Here is an 18,517-nt window from a genome sequence, read left to right on the forward strand (position 1 = left end):
GTCTCAACTCCTCCTTACGCCAGACCACAGACCGTCAGGATCATGTCGATGATCTTGATGCAGATGAACGGCGCGATGATGCCACCCAGACCGTAGACCAGCAGGTTGCGAGAGAGCAGCTTGCCAGCCGGGACCTCGCGATACTTCACGCCCTTCAGCGCCAGCGGGATGAGCGCCACGATGATGAGCGCGTTGTAGATGAGCGCGGACAGCACAGCGCTCGTCGGCGACGTCAGCTTCATGATGTTCAGCGCGTCCAGGCCCGGATAGAGCCCCAGGAACAGGGCCGGGATGATCGCGAAGTACTTGGCGAGGTCGTTGGCGATGGAGAACGTCGTCAGCGAGCCGCGCGTCATGAGAAGCTGCTTGCCGATGCGCACGATGTCGATGAGCTTCGTGGGGCTCGAGTCGAGGTCGACCATGTTGCCGGCCTCCTTGGCCGCCTGCGTGCCCGTGTTCATGGCAACGGCGACGTCGGCCTGGGCCAGGGCGGGGGCGTCGTTCGTGCCGTCGCCCGTCATGGCAACCATGTGGCCCTTCTTCTGGAAGTCGCGGATCATATCGAGCTTGCCCTCGGGCGTGGCCTCGGCGAGGAAGTCGTCGACGCCGGCCTCGGCGGCGATGGCGGCAGCCGTCAGGGGGTTGTCGCCCGTGATCATGATCGTCTTGATGCCCATCTTGCGCAGGTCGGCGAACTTCTCCTGGACGCCCTGCTTGATGATGTCCTTGAGGTGGATGACGCCGAGCACCTTGTGGTTCTTCGCCACAACGAGCGGCGTACCACCCTCGTTGGCGATGCTCTTAACGACCTCGTCGCACTCCTTGCTGTACGTGCCGCCCGCAGCCTCGACGTACGTGCGCACGGCGTCGGCAGCACCCTTGCGGATCTCGTTGCCGTCGAAGTCGACACCGGACATGCGCGTCTTGGCCGTGAACGGGATGAACTCCATGCCCTTGTCCTCGAGCGTGCGGCCGCGCAGGCCGTACTGCTCCTTGGCGAGGATGACGACGGAGCGGCCCTCGGGCGTCTCGTCGGCCAGCGAGGACAGCTGCGCCGCGTCGGCGAGCTCCTGCTCGCTCACGCCGTCGACGGGCACGAAGCGGCTCGCCTGACGGTTGCCCAGCGTGATCGTGCCGGTCTTGTCGAGCATGAGAATGTCGACGTCACCGGCAGCCTCGATGGCGCGGCCCGACATGGCCAGCACGTTGGCCTCGTTGAGGCGGCTCATGCCGGCGATGCCGATGGCGGACAGCAGGGCGCCGATCGTCGTGGGCGCCAGGCAGACGAGCAGGGCGACGAGCACCGTGATGGATGTCGGGTTGGCCATGCCCATCTGGTTGGCCGAGAACAGCGAGTAGCCGTAGAGCGACATGACGACGAGCACGAAGATGATGGACAGCGCCACGAGGAAGATCTGCAGCGCGAGCTCGTTGGGCGTCTTCTTGCGGGCGGCGCCCTCGACCATGGCGATCATCTTGTCGAGGAAGCTCTCGCCGTACTCGCTCGTGATGCGCACGACGATCCAGTCGGACAGCACCGTGGTGCCGCCGGTTACGGCCGAGCGGTCACCGCCGGCCTCGCGCACAACGGGGGCCGACTCGCCGGTGATGGCGGACTCGTCGACGGACGCGGCGCCCTCGATGACCTCGCCGTCGCCGGGGATCTGCTCGCCAGCCTTCACGATGACGAGGTCGCCCTTCTTCAGCGAGGCAGACGGCACGACACTCACCTGGTCGCGCTTGTCGACCGACGGAATCTTGTTGGCGTCGACGTCCTTCTTGGCGGCGCGCAGCGAGTCGGCCTGCGCCTTGCCGCGACCCTCTGCGATGGCCTCGGCGAAGTTCGCGAAGATGTCCGTGAACCACAGGATGATGGCGATGGCCAGGATGTAGCCCGTGGACGCGTCGGCATCCTTCACGCCGAACAGCGAGATGACGAACAGGATCGTCGTCAGAATGGCCGAGATGTACACGAGCAGCATCACGGGATTCTCGGCCTGCGTCTTGGGGTTGAGCTTGACGAACGAGTCGCGAATGGCCCGGGTCACCATCTTCTTATCGTGGAGGGCATTTCCCGTACTCGTAGTTTTGCTATGAGACATTGCGTATGACCTCCTTAGATGACGCAGGTGAAGAACTCAGCCAGCGGGCCGAGCGCCAGGGCGGGGAAGAAGCTCAGGGCGCCGATGAGCAGCACGACGAGGATAAGCAGGAACACAAACATGCCGTTCGTCGTGGACAGCGTTCCGGCGGTCTCGGCCAGCTTCTTCTTGCGGCCCATCGAGTCGGCGATCTTGAGGATGGCGACGATGGGCAGGAAGCGGGCGAAGATCATGACGAGGCCGATCGTGATGTTCAGGAACACGGTGTTGGCGTTGAAGCCAGCGAACGCGGAACCGTTGTTGCCGCCGCCGGAGCTGTAGGCATACAGCAGCTCGGAGAAGGCGTGCGGGCCACCGACGTTGGCGGAGTTCACCGAGTCGGCCACGGAGGGCACGAGCGCGGCGATGCCGGAGCCAACGAGGATGACGATGGGCGTGGCCAGGCAGGCCAGCGCAGCCCACTTCATCTCGAACGGCTCGATCTTCTTGCCGAGGAACTCAGGCGTGCGGCCCACCATGAGGCCGGCGATGAACACGGTCAGGATGGCGAAGGCGAGCATGCCGTACAGGCCGCAGCCCGTACCGCCAAAGATGACCTCGCCGAGCTCCATCTGGAGCATCGTGATCAGGCCGCCCATGGGCGTGTACGAATCGTGCATGGAGTTGACGGAGCCGTTGGAGGCAGCCGTCGTGTAGCTGGCCCACGTGGAGGACGTGATGATGCCGAAGCGCGTCTCCTTGCCCTCCATGTTGCCGCCGGCCTGGCCGTCAGTCGCCGAGATGTTCACGGCGCCGTTGTCGGCAAGCTGGGGCGTGCCCGCCTGCTCGCTGACGACGATGACGGCAAAGAACGCCACGAGCATGATGAACATGGCCAGGAAGATGGCCACGCCCTGCTTCTTGTTGCCGACGCCCTGGCCGAACGTGAAGCACAGCGCGACGGGGATGAGCAGCAGCGAGATCATCTCGACGAGGTTCGTCCACGGCGAGGGGTTCTCAAGCGGGTGCGCCGAGTTGACGCCCATGAAGCCGCCGCCGTTCGTGCCGGACTGCTTGATGGAGACCTGCGAGGCCGCCGGGCCGCCCGGGATGAACTGCGTGTCGACGATCTGCGCGCCCTCGACCTCGTTGCCCTCGGCGTCGTAGACCTTGTCGCCGTCGATCGTGGCACCCTCGATCTGCTCGTAGGAGTCGGCCACGCCGTCGTCATCGGTGTCGACGTACTGCACGGCGATGGGCTCGACGAGCGTCGTGTACTGGCCGGGAGCCAGGTTCTGGATGACGCCGCCGCCCGCGATGCACAGCGTCGTCACGAAGTTCAGCGGAATGAGGATGTAGAACACGATGCGGACCATGTCGACCCAGTAGGAGCCGAGGCCCTTGCCGCCCACACGGAACAGGCCGCGGATGAGGGCGAACAGCACGGCGATGCCCGTGGCGGCCGACACGAAGTTCTGCACCGTCAAGCCGAGGAACTGCGACAGGTAGCTCAGCGTCGACTCGCCGGAGTACGCCTGCCAGTTCGTGTTCGTCATGAAGCTGGCGGCCGTGTTGAAGGCCAGGTCCCAGCTCACGTTCGACAGGCCCTGGGGGTTGGCGGGCAGGAAGGCCTGCACCATCTGGAGCAGCCACAGGAACACGAAGCTGATGACGGCGAAGAGAATGACACTCAGCGTGTACTTCTTGCCGCTCATCTCCTCCTGCGCATCGATGTGGAGCAGCTTGTAGATACCGCGCTCGCACGGGCCCATGACCGGGGAGAGCAGGTTCTTCTCACCGTTCATGACCTTCTTCATGAAGCCGCCGAGCGGGTATGCCAGCACCACAAGGATGGCGAGGTAGAGAACGCCCTGCACAACGTCGTTCATCATTTCTCGTCACCTTTCATGAGCACGTACACGTAGTAGACAAGGAGCGCCACTGCCACAATGCCTATTGCGGGAATGACTATGTCCACCTCTGACCTCCCTCAAAGACCGATATGCCGCACGACGGGCCCCAAAGGCCTATCGCCTGACTCTGTTAGTAAACGAGTCCGTCGATAAAGACGGCGTTAGGGGTGGCAACGTGGCGTTAAGGCCGCATTAAGACCGGGCTCGGCGCCCGTTTGAGCCCGCCGTGCGCGTCGCGTATGGGCTTACAATCCCGTGCTGGATCACAAGGACGCAGGCACAGCACGAGAGACGGGACACGCTCACCATGGCAGCAGAGGACGCCGGCCGCTCGAATCCCGACGAGCTGCTCAAGGCGATACAGCGCGAGGACAGCGCAAAGATGCGCGGCCACCTCAAGATATTCTTTGGGTACGCCGCCGGCGTCGGCAAGACGTACGCGATGCTGCGCGCCGCCCAGGCCGCGAAGGCCCGCGGCGTCGACGTCGTGGTCGGCTACGTGGAGCCCCACGCCCGTCCGCAGACGACGGCGCAGCTGAGGGGCCTCAAGCGCATCCCGACGCGCTCCGTGAGCCACGGGGACATCACGCTGCAGGAGTTCGACCTCGACGCCACGATCGCCCGCGCCCCGCAGCTCGTGCTCGTCGACGAGCTGGCCCACACCAACGCGCCGGGCAGCCGCCACGCCAAGCGCTACCAGGACGTCGAGGAGCTGCTGAAGGCCGGCATCGACGTGTACACGACCGTCAACGTGCAGCACATCGAGAGCCTCAACGACATGGTGGCTTCCATCACGGGCGTCATCGTGCGCGAGCGCATCCCCGACCGCGTGTTTGACGACGCCGACCAGGTGACGCTCGTCGACATCGAGCCGGCCGACCTCATCGACCGCCTCAACAGCGGCCAGGTCTACCAGGAGCGCCAGGCGGGGCGGGCCCTCACGAACTTCTTCACGGTCGAGAACCTCACGGCCCTGCGCGAGATCGCCCTGCGCCGCTGCGCCGACCGCGTGAACCGCCTGTCCGACGAGGCGCGCGCCAAGTCGAACCGCGAGTACTACACCGACGAGCACATCCTCGTATGCGTCTCGCCCTCGCCGTCCAACCCCAAGAGCGTGCGCACGGCCGCACGCATGGCCCACGCGTTCCACGCCACGTTCACGGCCCTGTACGTCGAGACGCCCGCCATGCACGACATGGGCGAGGAGGACCGAGAGCGTCTGCGCCAGAACATCAACCTGGCAGAGCAGCTCGGCGCCAAGATCGAGACGGTCAACGGCGACGACGTGGCGTTCCAGATCGCGGAGTTCGCGCGGCTCTCCGGCGTCTCGAAAGTCGTCCTGGGGCGCAGCACGCTCGGGAGGCGCTCGCCGTTTCACCGCGCTCCGCTGACGGAGCGTCTCATTGAGCTCTCGCCCAACCTGGACGTCTACATCATCCCCGACACGACGAAGCACGTCGACATCACGGACCCGACGCGCCGGCACCGCCTCGGCCCCATTACGCACCGCATGACATGGCGCGACACGTGGATCACCGTCGCCCTCATGGCCGCGTCGACGGCGGCCAGCTCCATCGGCGACCTCTACGGCCTGTCCGACGCGAGTGCCATCGCCATCTACATGCTGGGCACGCAGCTCACGGGCATCATCACGCTCAGCCGCGTCTACCCCATCGTCGCATCGACCGCCGCAGTGTTGCTGTTCAACTTCTTCTTCGTCGAGCCGCGCTTCACGTTCATGGCATTCGACCCGGCCTACATCCCCACGTTCATCATCATGTTCGTGACCGCCCTGCTCGCCTCCATGCTGACGGCGCGCCTCGCCCGCCACGCCGAGCAGTCCGCCCATACGGCGTTTCGTATGCGCGTGCTGCTCGAGACGAACCAGATGCTCCAGCAGGCCACAGGCAGCGGGGAGATCGTCGACGCCGCAGGGCGCCAGCTCGTGAAGCTGCTGGGGCGCGACGTGGTCATCTACCTGCCGCAGGGCGAGTACGTCGACGAGCCGCGCACGTTCACACGCGACGGGAGCCCCATCGACGCCGCCTGCGTGTCCGAAAACGAGCGGGCCACGGCACAGTGGGTGTTCAAGAACAACAAGCACGCGGGCGCCTCGACATCGACACTGCCCAACTCACACTGCCTCTACCTGGCCATTCGCATCAACGATGCCGTGTATGGCGTGGCGGGCATCGTGCTGCGCGGGCACCGGGCGCTCGACGCCTCCGAGAGCTCGATGGTGCTGTCCATCCTAGGCGAGTGCGCCCTGGCCCTTGAGAGCGACCGCGCCGCGACGCAGCGCGAGGAGGCGGCCGTGTTGGCGAAGAACGAGCAACTGCGCGCCAACCTGCTGCGCTCTATCAGCCACGACCTGCGCACGCCGCTCACGGCCATCTCCGGGGCGGCCGACGTGTTGCTCTGCGACGGCGACAAGCTGGATGCCGAGCGCCGCCAGCAGCTCTGCCGCGACATCCGCACCGACTCGCAGTGGCTCATCAGCCTCGTGGAGAACCTGCTGTCCGTCACACGCATCGAAGACGGCACGACGGACATCTCCATGGAGGCCGAGCTCGTCGACGACGTCGTGAACGAGGCCGTCTCGCACGTGACGCGCACGGCGCAGGAGACGGAGCACAAGCTGGTGGTGCAGCCCCACGACGAGCTGCTGCTGGCCCGCATGGACGCGCCACTCATCGTGCAAGTGCTCGTCAACCTCATCGACAACGCGTTCAAGTACACGCCGCGAGGAAGCACGGTCACGGTAGACGCCCAGCGGCGCGACGATCGCGTGATGATTCAGGTGGCAGACGACGGCCCCGGCATCCCCGACGAGGACAAGGGGCATATCTTCGACATGTTCTACACCGGGCACACTGCCCGCCCGGCCGACGGAATGCGCAGTCTGGGCTTCGGGCTCGCGCTGTGCAAGTCCGTCATCGCGGCCCACGGTGGGACGATCGAGGTGCTCGACAACTATCCGCGCGGGTGCATCATGCGGTTCTACCTGCCGGTCGAGGACGTGCCCGGCGCGCCGACGGGGAACGCGGGTACGGAGGCGGCACGCGGTGCCGATGCCAGCGAGGCATAGGGGCGGCAGCGCGCGGGGAACCACAGGTACGGAAGTGAACGAGGGGGCTGCCGACGTCGGTGCGCCCCGAGGGGGAGACGATGACCGTAGATACCAAGCCGCTCGTGCTGCTCGTCGAGGACGACTCGGCCGTGCGCAGCCTGCTCGCCACGACGCTCGAGACGCACGGCTATCGCTTCGTGACGGCGCCCAACGCGGCCGTCGCCATAGCCGAGGCGGCGACGCGCAACCCAGACCTCGTGCTGCTCGATCTGGGCCTGCCCGACTTGGACGGCGTCGACGTCATCCGCAAGCTACGCAGCTGGTCGACGATGCCCATTATCGTCGTGAGCGCACGCGCCGAGGGCTCGGACAAGATCGAGGCGCTCGACGCCGGGGCCGACGACTACCTCACAAAACCGTTCGATGTGGAGGAGCTGCTCGCCCACCTGCGAGCCTCCCTGCGCCGCGCGAGCATGACGACGGCGAGCGCCCCCGAAAGCAGCGTGTTCGTGAACGGCGACCTGCGCGTGGACTACGCGGCCGGGTGCGCCTACCTCGACGGGCAGGAGCTGCACCTCACGCCCATCGAATACAAGCTGCTGTGCCTGCTGGCCCGCAACGTGGGCAAGGTGCTGACGCACACGTACATCACGCGGCAGATCTGGGGCAGCTCGTGGGACAACGACACCGCGAGCCTGCGCGTGTTCATGGCGACGCTGCGCAAGAAGATCGAGCGCGACCCGAGCCACCCGCGCTTCATCCAGACGCACATCGGCGTGGGCTATCGCATGCTGCGCGTGGAGAGCGAGGACGAGCCGCACGGAGCCGCGGAGGCATAGGGGCGCGGGGCCCCGGGAGACGCGGCGGCGCGCTGTCAGCGGCCGCGCTTTCGCGAGGCGACGGCCCGGAAGTGGACGGGATTCCCGGTTGTGCATGCCGTATCTGAGCCGTCTGGCAGCCGTGCAATTCGTCTCGCGGCAAACCTGCAGGTAAAGATATGTGGCCTCACCAGGCGCTCGCTCATGCGGCGACCCGGGAGGCTACACGCATATACACGACCGGGAATCTTGGCCGTTTTCGAGCCCCCTCTTGCAAGGCGCCCGCGAACCCGAGCGGAGCACCCCGCAGCGCCGTCGGCCGAAGCATCGGTTCAAGCGCAGCTTATCTGCATATCTACTCCTGATGACACCAGCATAGGCTGCGCAGAAAAGTCCCTCGACAGCAAACGGCCCGCATCCCAACGCTACGGGGTGCGGGCCGCAATCGCTACCTAATGAGCGCCGCGTAAGTTGAGGTTACAGCCAGGTGACGACGCCGGAGGAGAGGTCGTACATCGCGCCGCAGATCTCGATGCGCCCCTCGTCGGCAAGCGCACGCAGCTGCTCGTTGTCGAGCAGGCGCTCTATGGAGTGCCTGACGTTGCGGCGCTCCGCTTCGCGCGGGTCGCTCGTATCGCCCACAGCTGCCGCGATGTCGTCGACGACGACCGCGATGTTGCCCGTCGCCCCGCCTTCCAGCGCCGCCTGCACGGCACCGCAGTGCGTGTGTCCCAGCACGACGACGAGCGGCGCGCCCAGATGAGCCACGCCGTACTCCACGCTCGCCGACTCGACCGGCCCGACGTACCCGCCGATCGTACGCGTCACGAACAGGTCACCGAGCTGGGCCGAGAACGCGCTCACCGGCTGCACACGCGAGTCGCAGCACGTGACGATGACCGCGTAGGGGTGCTGCCCGTCTTGCACGAGCTTCGTGCGCAGCACAGCCGACGCGCGCCGCCCCGTTCCGCCGCCGCGCACATACGCCTCGTTGCCCAACGCAAGCACGTCCTTTGCCGCCTGCGGCGTGCAGCGAAACGCGATCTCGTGTCCCTCGCCCATGGTGCCCCCATCCCGTTTCAGTCAATGCTTCCTAACCCGGCTCACACGTGGGGTATATTTACCCGGGCTGCGCGCCCGTTACGCCTCGGCCCCGGCGGGAGTCCCCTCCTCTGCCGGTTCTCCACCAAGCCAGCGCTCGTACCACGAGAGGATCTCTTCAAGCCGGCGAACACGATTTTGGGGCTTGCCCGAGCGGCAGAGCCCGTGGCACTCGCCCTTGAAGATGACGAGGCGGCTCGGCACGCCCCGCAGCTGCAGCGCGGTGAACATCTGCATGCCCTCGTTCAGGGGGCAGCGGTAGTCTTCGTCGGAATGTAAGAACAGCGTCGGAGTGTGCACGTTCCCGGCAAAAGCCAGCGGAGACTGCGCCCAGATGCGCCAGGGGTTATCCCCCTCGAACGCCAGGGCGCTCCCTACCTTCTCCTCGCCCACAATGGGCAGGACAGATGTCTCGTCGGGATCGGCAGAGACGTCGTCGGCGCCGGGCAGCCACCCCGTCGTCTCCGGCATGTTCACCCAATAGCCGATATCGCTGTCGAGGCACTTCGTCATGTAGTTGGCGATGGAGCGCTGGGAGTTGGCGCAGCGGAAGCGATCCGTGTGCCCGATGACCCAGTTCGTCATGAAGCCACCGTAGCTGCCGCCCATGACGGCGAGGCGCCCGGCGTCAATGGCCGGGTAGCGGCGCAGAACCTCGTCGGTGAGTGCCATGAGATCGGCGTAGTCCTGCTGGCCATAGCGACCGCGAATATCGGAGAACGCGACGCCGTGGCCGGCCGAGCCATGCGGGTTCGTGTAGAACACGAAGTAGCCGCGCGCCGCCAGACACTGCATCTCCTGCGAGAGCACCGTGCCGTACGCCGCCTTGGGTCCGCCATGGATCTCGAGCACGCCCGGGTACGTCTTGCCGTCGCCGGGCTCGTAACCAGCCGGCGCGAGAACGTAGCCCGTCAGCGTGTCGCCGCCGCTCTCGAACGTGAACGCCTCGGGCGCGCTGAGCTGCTTGCCAGCAAGGGCATCAGAGGCGTGCGTGATGCGCCGCTCGTGCGCGGGAGCCGCAGCGTCCCCATCGGCATCGAGACGGTAGAGCTCAGGCAGGTCACACCCACGCGCGGCAACGTACCAGAACGTATGGCCGTTCGCAGTGTCGAAGCACTTCACGGCGCCAGGCTCGTCCACGAGGCGCGTCATCGCCCCGCTGGCATCCATGCGACGCAGATAAACGTTGTCAAACTCCGTGCTCAGGAAATACCAGGCGTCACCAGCCGCTTTCGCCTCGAGACCCCCACCGTATGCGGAGTCCCCGCCGACGGCGCACCCGTAATACAGGTCGGGCTCGCTCTCCTCGATGCGCGTCGGCAGAGCAGAACCGTCGAGCGGCGCCCACCAGGGATGCGGGTCCTCATTGACCCCGTGCGCGCACATGTCCGTCGCCAGGTAAAGCACACCCCCGTTGAACGGGGCGAGCATGCTGCGTCGATAGGGAGCGTCGTCGACAAGCGTACGAGCGCCGGAGACGCCCGTCACACCGAGCGACCACAGTTTGTCCGTCACGGGGCGCAGGCCCGTGTAGCGGCGCGATGCGAAGACGACGCAGGAGCGGTCCTGGGAGAGCGCCCAGTCGTCGACTTCCTCGTCGGGCAGCGTGAGCAGGCGCAGGGCGTCTTCGCCCGCAACGAGGCTCTCGTCCAGGCGGGAAAGGTCGAGCAGCCGCAGACCCCAGCGCGTGCCCGCCATGTACGTGCCGCCGTTCTCGAAGAACGGCACCTCCTCGATCTCGACAACAGGCGAGGATGCATCGGCCTTCTCGCGACAGCGTAGAACAAAGCGCGTGGCGTCGACCTGATGCCAGTCGCTGACGGCCAGATCGGGAATCGTGGCGACGAGCCGGGCCTCACCACCAGTGGGGTCGATGCGGAACAGCTCCGTGGCACGAGAGAGATCGGGGTCCGAGGAGCCCGCGCTCTTCGTCCGCACAGCCGAGCGGCGCTTCGAGACGAACAGGACGCTCCCGTCGTCGCACACCTCGTAGTGACCTTCCTCGCCTGACGACGTCAGGGCACGAGACTCATTCGTCGCGGCATCGACCGACCAGATGTCCGTGCGATAGCGGTTTGCCTCCATGTCGACGCGCGTCAGCTCGTAAAACGCATGCAAGCCGTCAGACGCCACCCGAACGTCGTGCACGAACGCGTAACTGCCCAGGTCCCCCGGCGTCACGAGCGACGCATCGGTCGTCGGCTCCCCCTCGCCATCGGCTTTCCCCCGCTCGTCCTGCGTGCCTGCGGCCTCGCTCATCGAATACCCTCTTTCGCTCGCGCCTTTTGTCTCATCGTTCTCGTCAAGATGGTAGCCCCGATCTAGGCTTCGCCGTCGCGGGGTACGAGACGTCACGCCCTCGCCACGTCCCGCCCAGCACCCCGCGCCTCGCCACAAAAACAGCCAAAGCCCAACGCGCAGCGCCGTCTACACAGGTCAGCGTGTCAAGCATGCCCATCCGAGCCCGCTGAAAGCCTCTCAAGAGATGTCAGGCCTTCGTGACGAAGCGGAAATCGGTCGTAGACTGAAAGCCCGTACTGCCCCCGAGGCGCGTCCAACTTGCCGTCACGCGCCGCACCACAGGGGCCTTTGACCTGAGAACCGAGGAAGTGATGGCGGTTTGAAAGGCTTGTTCAAGGATCTCTCGCTCGCGCAGCTGACCGCCGGCGCCCTGGCTGCGGCGACTTCGTTTCTACTCTCCTCAAAGATCGGCATTGCCGGTTCGCTCATCGGCGTCGTCGTCGGCTCCGTCGTCAGCGCCGTGTCGACGTCACTCTACAAGAAGGCGATCGCAGGCTCGGCGGATGCACTCAAACAGAGTCTCGGCATCAACGACGAGGCACAGGACACCGGCGAGGCAGCCGCAAGCGAGGTGCCCCTGACCGGCGACGTCGGCCAATTCGCACGCATCGAGGAGCCCCAGCTCGGCGCGCACGCGCAGGGAAGAGGCACCGCTGCCTGGTCAGTCGAAGCCGACCGGGCGGACGTGGCTGAGGCGACCGCAGCTATCGACAGCCTCGATCGCGACCCCACGATGCTCGTGGGCGAGGGTGGCGCAACGCTCTATCCCGCTGCCAACGAGGCGTACAGCCAGGGGACGCGCACCGAGCGCACCTCAGGAGACGCCGCACGCTACAGCCGCACCCAGGCGTACGGCAGCGGGTACGGACGCGCCAGCACTGCAGCCTACACGGCAGGCAACCCGCATGCGCGCAACAGCAGCTCGCCCGATCGCACGGTCGCCATGCCGAGCAGCTACGGCGCTCGCTCCTCTGTCAGCCAGGGTGCGAGCTACGCAGGCCCATCCGCTTACGCCAGCGTCGCCACCCACGAGGCGCAGGCGCGCTCCATCGCACGCAAGAACAGGCTCATCGGCGTCGTGACCGTGCTTTCGGCCCTCGCCGCCGTCGCCGTCGTCTTCGTACTCGTCAACGTCCTCACGTCCGGCGACGGCATCGGCTACAGGCCCCCGTCGTTTATCGCGCCCGCAGCGAGCCAGCAGGCACCCGAGGCTCCCACGTCCACGGATGCATCCGCAAGCGACGCCCAGTCCCCGGCAACTGCCCCCGCCGGCACAGATGCCGCCCCCACCCCGGAGGCGGCAGGCACCACGACAACCCCTGGCGAGCCCGAGCAGGAGCCTGCGAGCGGGAGTACGCCAGGCGCGGACGACGCCCAAGGCAATGGAGCGCAGGACGGCACCGACGCGACGGCACCCAACAACGGCGATACAGGCGAGGAGCCGGCCGGGGGCGGAACGGAAGCAGGTGCCGACAACGGGGCCCAAGGCACAACGACCACGACGGGCGGCACGGACGCAACCGCAACAGACGCGGACCCCGCTGCCGCAGGGGCGGACGAAGGCGCCGCCGAAGCCGCATAGCCTGGCGAGAAACACAGGCATCCCAGCCAAAAAAGCGCGCCCACCTCGCAAGGAGATGGGCGCGCTTTTCATGAGCACCGCGTTCGACCGATCGGCCGCGTCCTACTCAGCGGGGCGAAGCGTGGGCTCGCCAGCGGGCTCATCCTTGAGCCACTGCGCATACCAGTTGGCGATCTCGGCGAGACGACGCACGCGCGCCTGCGGCTTGCCACCGCGTGAGAGCTCGTGGTTCTCGCCCTTGAACACGACCATGCGCGTCGGCACATCGTGGAGCTGCAGCGCTGTATACATCTGCATGCCCTGCTCGAGCGGGCAGCGATAGTCCTCGTCGGAGTGCAGGAACAGCGTCGGCGTCTTCACCTGGTCGGCGTACTTGAGCGGCGACTGCGCCCACATGCGCTCGTAGTTCTGCCACGGCGTGCCGGCCGTCTGATCGTCGGCGAAGTAGTAGCCGATGTCCGCGACGCCGTACATGCTCGCCCAGTTCGAGATGGAGCGCTGCGAGTTCGTGCAGCGGAAGCGATCGGTGTGGCCGATCACCCAGTTCGTCATGAAGCCGCCGTAGGAGCCGCCCATCTCGGCCAGGCGGTCGGCGTCGATGTCGGAATAGCGGCGCAGCACCTCGTCGGTGAAGTTCATCAGGTCGTCGAAGTCCACGTCGCCGTAGTGGCCGCGGATGTCAGCGAACTCGATGCCGTGGCCGCCCGAGCCGTGCGGGTTCGTAAAGAACACGAAGTAGCCCAGGCTGCAGAGGTACTGCATCTCGTGGAAGAGCAGGCGACCGAGCGTCGTCTTGGGGCCGCCGTGCACCCACAGCACGCCGGGGTGCTTCTCGCCGGAGCCCTCCACGTAATCCGTCGGCTTCATGACGTAGCCGACGAGCGTGGCGCCGTTGCTCTCGAACTCGAAGCTCTCAGGCGTGGAGATGAACGTCGTGGCCAGGGCATCGGAGAAGCTCGTGAGCTGCTTCTCGGGCTCAGCCGTCGTCCCCGCCTCGTCGACGGTGCGGCAGTAGATCTCGGGCAGCTGGTCAGGACGCATGCCGACGTAGTACAGCGTGCGGCCGTCGAGCGTGTCGAAGCACTCGACGGAGCCAGTGTCGCTCACGAGCGCTGTCACCTGGCCGGACGCGTCGATGCGCGACAGCCAGGAGTCATCGGCCGCCGAGTGGGCGTACAGCAGCGCGCCATTGACCGCCAGGCGCGTCTGACCGTGGCCGCGGCGGCAGTCGGAGCCCACCATGTTGAAGAAGTCCGTGTCGAAGTCGTCACGGCTGATGCGACGGAAGTTGGCACCCGGGCCAGCAGGGTTGGCGGCGTCAAGATCGAGCGCGTAAATGAACGGGTCCTCGTTGATGCCGTGCTTCCGCATGTCGGTGGCAACGAACACGAGCGTCGTGGCATCGAGCAGGTCGAGGCCCTGGTAGCGCATCTCAGGCGTGTCGAGGTCCGTGATGGAGCCCGTCGCGACGTCGAGGGCGCGAACCTTCGCCGCCAGCGGGGCGCGCGTGGCGAACGTGGCAGACGTGAAGTAGAGTGTCGCGCGGTCCTCGGACAGCGCCCAGGCGCCCACGGACTCGCCCGGAGCCGTGAGAAGCTGCGGACGCTGGGGGTTCTCGGCGTCGAGGTCAAGCAGGTACAGGCCGGCGCGCAGGCCTGACGTGTACGTGCCGCCGTTCTCCCAGAACGGGATGTCGACGAGCGTGGCATAGGCCGCGGCGCTGTCGATGAGGTCACGAGCGCGCAGCAGGAAGCGGTGGTCGTCGAGCTGCTTCCAGCCCAGGACCGTCAGCGCGACGTGGGCAAACAGCGTGGCCTCGCCGCCGTCGAGCGCGATGCGGTAGAGGTCGGTGCCCTGGGCGGGATCCTCGGCAAGCTTCTCAGGCGTCTTCTCGAACGCGAGGGCGGCGACGTCGGCCTGCGAGCGAGGCTCGCCGGACTTCGCAGTAGCCTTTGCAGGGGCGCCCGCGGCCTTGGCGGCCTCCTTGCCGCGGCCGGACACGAACAGCACGCTGCCGTCGTCAAGCAGGTCGAACGCGCCTTCCTTGCCCGAGCTCGTGAGCTGACGCTGGGCGCCCGTGGCGACGTCGAGCGTCCACAGGTCGGCCTCATAGCGGTTCTTGTCCATGTTCACCGAGCTCACCGTATACACGAGGCGCGTGGCGTCCTTCGTGACGCGCACGTCGCTCACGTAGCGGTAGTTGGCGAAGTCGTCGATGCGCACGTGGTGCTTTGCCTCAGCAGAGGCGGCGCAGGGGCACGACTGATCTGACATGCGGTTCCCACCTTCCTAGAAACGACAGCCTGAAACGGAGCGCCCCCATAGTAGCGCGCTGTTGACAACGAACCACGCAGCCACGACGGCCTCGCGGACAAACGCACGGGAACGGCAGGTCGGCACGCCCGGTCACGCCGGTTAATCCTGAGATTCGGCATGGGCATGCCTCCCGGCCCCTGCCACTTTTAACGAGCCCGGGGATTGGAAGGCGGTTCAACCCTGCACGGCGGGGCCGCCTTTTTGGACGAAGATGCCGGGCGTGTATGGGGACGCGGCACCCATGACGCGGTTGCGCCGACAAACCCGCAGTTCGGTCCCGGGGAAGCCGGACAGCAGGCGGCGCGGGGCGTGCACGGGCCCCATTCCTGGCCGTCGAGGAAGCTCCCTACGACAGCAGTCCCCTGACGTCGAGGATGATCATCATCTCCTCGCCGGCGGGGACAACGTACATGCGCAGCCTGGAGTCGGGAGCGGAGATGAGCCACGGCTCCCTATGGCGCCGCCCGCTTGCCCGCTCGTCAAGCACGAACCCCATGCTCGGCGCAAGGCACCTCCTTTCGCATGACAGCCACCGCACAATCAGAGCAGAGCTTCCCGCACTCCCCCTATAATGTCGCCGTCATCGGCCAAAACGGAGGGACGTCGCACGATGCTGTTCATCCTGACGGGAGACATCCAGATCGGCAAAACGCGCTGGCTGCAGGAGCTCACTGCAACGCTTGAGCACGCAGACGTGCCCGTGGCCGGCGTTCTCGCGCCCGGCGTGTGGCGCGAGAACGCTGCCTGCGACAACGGACTCGAGAAGATCGGCATCGACAACGAGATGCTGCCAGGGCACGAGCTTGTCCACTTTGCCCGCAGGCGCGACCTGCTGCTGGCCGAGGACGGAGCCGACTCCCTGCGGCGATGCGGCCAGTCGGAGACGGAGCAGCTGGGCTGGGCGATGGATGACAGCGTCATCGAGCAGGTCGATGCGCACTTCGCCGCCCTCGAGGCGCAGGTCATCGCAGATGGCGAGCATGCCGAGAAGCCTCGCCCCAGCCTGCTCGTCGTCGACGAGCTCGGGCGGCTTGAGCTGCTGCGCGAGCTCGGCCTTGTCCACGCCACGTCACTGCTGCAACGCGGACCCAGCGCGCGCTACCCCCACGCCGTGCTCATCGTGCGTGATTGGTTGCTGCCCAAGGCCCACGAGCGCTTCGACGCGGCGTGGCCCGACGCCGTCGAGGAGATCGCGCCTACAGCCGATGCCCGCACTCGCGTGCTCGGGGCGTACGGGGTGACGGGAGCGTAGGACTCTCCGGGCGCGAAGAGCCCCCGAAGAGCGAGAGGTTCCGCACGTGGCGGGTGCGTAAGGCTCGCTGGGCGTCAAGCCCGCCTTATTCCCCCGCCACCGGGTGCTCCTCGAACCAGGCACGCAGCGCATCGGCGACGGCGTCGGTCGAGCGTGCCTGCGACAGTCCCGATGTATCAACCGTGACGTCTGCCCAGCGCTCGTAGAGGGGAACGCGCTCGTCGTAGAGGTCGGCGAGCGTCTGGCCGGGCTTGAGCACGACACCGCGCGCTTTGGGATCACCCATGCGGCGCTTGAGCTCGGGCAGGTCGAGCTTGAGGTAGACGACCGGCCCCGTCTTGCGCAGGCTCTCCATGGCGGGCTCGCTGTAGACGGCACTACCGCCCGTCGCGACGACAGTACGTGCCGACTCGATCGTCTGGACAGCTGCGCTCTCGATGTCGAGGAAGCGCTCGTTGCCGACCTCGGCGATGATCTCCGCCAGCGTCGCGTCGTTGGTTACCTGGATCACGATGTCCGTATCGGTGAAGTTGTAGCGCATCTGGCGAGCCAGCAAGACGCCCACCGTGGACTTGCCAGCCGTAGGCATGCCGATCAAGACGATGTTGCGCTTATCGACGGGCATGGGAGGCGCCTGCCTTTCCGGACATCATGTCGGAACCACAAGGATAGATATTTCCTATTGTGCCCCGTCCATGTTACCGCACGTTTTCAAACGGAAAGCCCGCCGACGAACCTAAGGCCGCAGGCAGGCTTTATGCGAGCGCTTTTGGAATGGAAGTGCCCGCGACCCCGGCGCTTACAGCTCGCGGCGCGCCTCGATGGCACGGCCGAGCGTGACCTCGTCGGCGTACTCGAGCTCGCCTCCCACGGGAAGACCACTCGCCAGACGACTCACCGTGATGCCGAGCGGCTTGATGAGGCGCGCCAGATAAGAAGCGGTCGTCTCGCCCTCGACGTCGGGATTCGTCGCAAGAATGACCTCGCGGATGGGCTCGGCGCCCAGACGTGCCATGAGCTCGCGGATGTGCAGCTGCTCTGGCCCCACGCGATCCATAGGGCTAATGATGCCGCCCAGCACGTGATAGATGCCCCGGTAGCTGCCCGTACGCTCGATGGCCTGGATGTCGCGCGGCTCGGCCACAACGCAGATCGTCCCCTGGTCGCGGTCGTGGTCCGCGCAGATGGAGCACACGCTACCCGTGGCGTAGTTGAAGCACCGCGGGCAAAAGTGAATGACGCGCTTCACGTCGAGCAGGGCGTCAGCCAGGCGCCGCACCGACTCCTCATCGCTGCGCAGCACGTGGTAGGCAATGCGCTGGGCCGACTTGGGACCGATGCCCGGCAGCCGACCCAGCTCGTCGACGAGGCAATCAAGCGTCTCGTCGGCCACGACTACATCAGCCCGGGGATGTTCAGGCCGCCGGTGACGCTGGACATGCGCTGGTCAGCGAGCTCGCGCGCGTTGCGGGACGCCTCGTTGACGGCGGCGACAATCATGTCCTGGAGTAGCTCGACGTCGCTGGGATCGACGGCGGCCGGGTCGATCGTGATGGAGGTGAGGTTGCCCTCGCCCGTCATGACAGCCTTGACCATGCCACCGCCGGCCGTGGCCTCGACGGTGACCTCCTTGAGGCCATCCTGGACCTCGGCGAGCTGAGCCTGCATCTTGCGGGCCTGCTTGAGCATCTTCTGCATGTCCATAGATACGTCTCCCTTTCCTGTGCGGGTCGCGCGCGGAGCCGACCGCCAAAATCTGCCAATGTGTGATTGTACGATGCCGGGACGGCTTTGCGGCGCGCGCTCGCTCAGCTGCGCCAGAACAGCGGAAGCTCGCGGGTGGGGCGACGAGACGCGAGGGGCTTGCGAGAAACCGCGGGGCCACGGCAGTCGGGCTCGCCAGACGCCCGGGCCGACCCGAGAGATGCCTGCGAGGGGCTTGCGAGGCCAGGCGCCGTGATCGAGCCGGGTACGTCGAGCGACGAAGTCGTGGCGAGCGTCGAGCCGCCCCACAAGGACGCCTGCAAGGGCCCGTGGGGCCCCGGCGTACGAAATCGAGGCGTTCGTGGACAGTAATGGGAGC

13 protein-coding genes are annotated in these 18,517 nt (G+C 66.5%); 4 read left to right on the plus strand and 9 right to left on the minus strand.

Going from position 1 to position 18,517, the window contains the following annotated elements; genetic code table 11:
- Window positions 1-14: 14 nt before the first annotated feature.
- Window positions 15-2,102: a potassium-transporting ATPase subunit KdpB gene (kdpB, locus tag KHZ24_06360; GenBank protein ID MBS5450822.1), complete on the minus strand. Its 2,088-nt coding sequence runs from the start codon at window positions 2,100-2,102 to the stop codon at window positions 15-17.
- A gap of 14 nt (window positions 2,103-2,116) precedes the next feature.
- Complete coding sequence (gene kdpA / locus KHZ24_06365; protein ID MBS5450823.1) at window positions 2,117-3,970, minus strand: potassium-transporting ATPase subunit KdpA; 1,854 nt, start codon at window positions 3,968-3,970, stop codon at window positions 2,117-2,119.
- Window positions 3,971-4,301: 331 nt separating this feature from the next.
- On the opposite strand from kdpA, the gene KHZ24_06370 reads away from it, so the two are divergent.
- Both KHZ24_06370 and KHZ24_06375 read left to right on the plus strand, forming a co-directional pair.
- Window positions 4,302-7,082: a sensor histidine kinase KdpD gene (locus tag KHZ24_06370; protein MBS5450824.1), complete on the plus strand. Its 2,781-nt coding sequence runs from the start codon at window positions 4,302-4,304 to the stop codon at window positions 7,080-7,082.
- Between the two features lie 80 nt (window positions 7,083-7,162).
- Complete coding sequence (locus KHZ24_06375; GenBank protein MBS5450825.1) at window positions 7,163-7,903, plus strand: response regulator transcription factor; 741 nt, start codon at window positions 7,163-7,165, stop codon at window positions 7,901-7,903.
- 456 nt (window positions 7,904-8,359) lie between these two features.
- On the opposite strand, the gene KHZ24_06380 is transcribed toward KHZ24_06375, so the two are convergent.
- Window positions 8,360-8,944: a carbonic anhydrase gene (locus KHZ24_06380; protein ID MBS5450826.1), complete on the minus strand. Its 585-nt coding sequence runs from the start codon at window positions 8,942-8,944 to the stop codon at window positions 8,360-8,362.
- A 78-nt stretch (window positions 8,945-9,022) separates the two neighbouring features.
- A complete protein-coding gene (locus KHZ24_06385) occupies window positions 9,023-9,568 on the minus strand; it encodes a prolyl oligopeptidase family serine peptidase (protein ID MBS5450827.1) in 546 nt (181 codons plus the stop codon).
- Between the two features lie 2,044 nt (window positions 9,569-11,612).
- Between KHZ24_06385 and KHZ24_06390 the strand changes: the two genes are divergently transcribed.
- On the plus strand, window positions 11,613-12,866 hold the full coding sequence (locus KHZ24_06390; GenBank protein MBS5450828.1) for a hypothetical protein: 1,254 nt from the start codon (window positions 11,613-11,615) through the stop codon (window positions 12,864-12,866).
- Window positions 12,867-12,968: 102 nt separating this feature from the next.
- Here the strand turns inward: KHZ24_06390 and KHZ24_06395 are convergent, their stop codons facing one another.
- Entirely contained in the window at window positions 12,969-15,140 is a 2,172-nt protein-coding gene (locus tag KHZ24_06395; protein MBS5450829.1) for a S9 family peptidase, read from the minus strand.
- A gap of 388 nt (window positions 15,141-15,528) precedes the next feature.
- Window positions 15,529-15,678: a hypothetical protein gene (locus KHZ24_06400; GenBank protein MBS5450830.1), complete on the minus strand. Its 150-nt coding sequence runs from the start codon at window positions 15,676-15,678 to the stop codon at window positions 15,529-15,531.
- Between the two features lie 114 nt (window positions 15,679-15,792).
- Between KHZ24_06400 and KHZ24_06405 the strand changes: the two genes are divergently transcribed.
- Window positions 15,793-16,434: a hypothetical protein gene (locus KHZ24_06405; GenBank protein MBS5450831.1), complete on the plus strand. Its 642-nt coding sequence runs from the start codon at window positions 15,793-15,795 to the stop codon at window positions 16,432-16,434.
- Between the two features lie 85 nt (window positions 16,435-16,519).
- On the opposite strand, the gene KHZ24_06410 is transcribed toward KHZ24_06405, so the two are convergent.
- From KHZ24_06410 to KHZ24_06420, 3 genes are all read right to left on the minus strand, one after another.
- On the minus strand, window positions 16,520-17,059 hold the full coding sequence (locus KHZ24_06410) for a shikimate kinase (GenBank protein ID MBS5450832.1): 540 nt from the start codon (window positions 17,057-17,059) through the stop codon (window positions 16,520-16,522).
- A 174-nt stretch (window positions 17,060-17,233) separates the two neighbouring features.
- A complete protein-coding gene (gene recR / locus KHZ24_06415; GenBank protein MBS5450833.1) occupies window positions 17,234-17,827 on the minus strand; it encodes a recombination mediator RecR in 594 nt (197 codons plus the stop codon).
- Between the two features lie 2 nt (window positions 17,828-17,829).
- The gene (locus tag KHZ24_06420; GenBank protein MBS5450834.1) at window positions 17,830-18,138 is read right to left on the minus strand and encodes a YbaB/EbfC family nucleoid-associated protein; all 309 of its coding nucleotides are present in this window, start codon (window positions 18,136-18,138) and stop codon (window positions 17,830-17,832) included.
- Window positions 18,139-18,517 lie beyond the last annotated feature (379 nt).

The organism is Coriobacteriia bacterium (assembly GCA_018368455.1).
In the GTDB taxonomy this organism is placed as follows: domain Bacteria; phylum Actinomycetota; class Coriobacteriia; order Coriobacteriales; family UMGS124; genus JAGZEG01.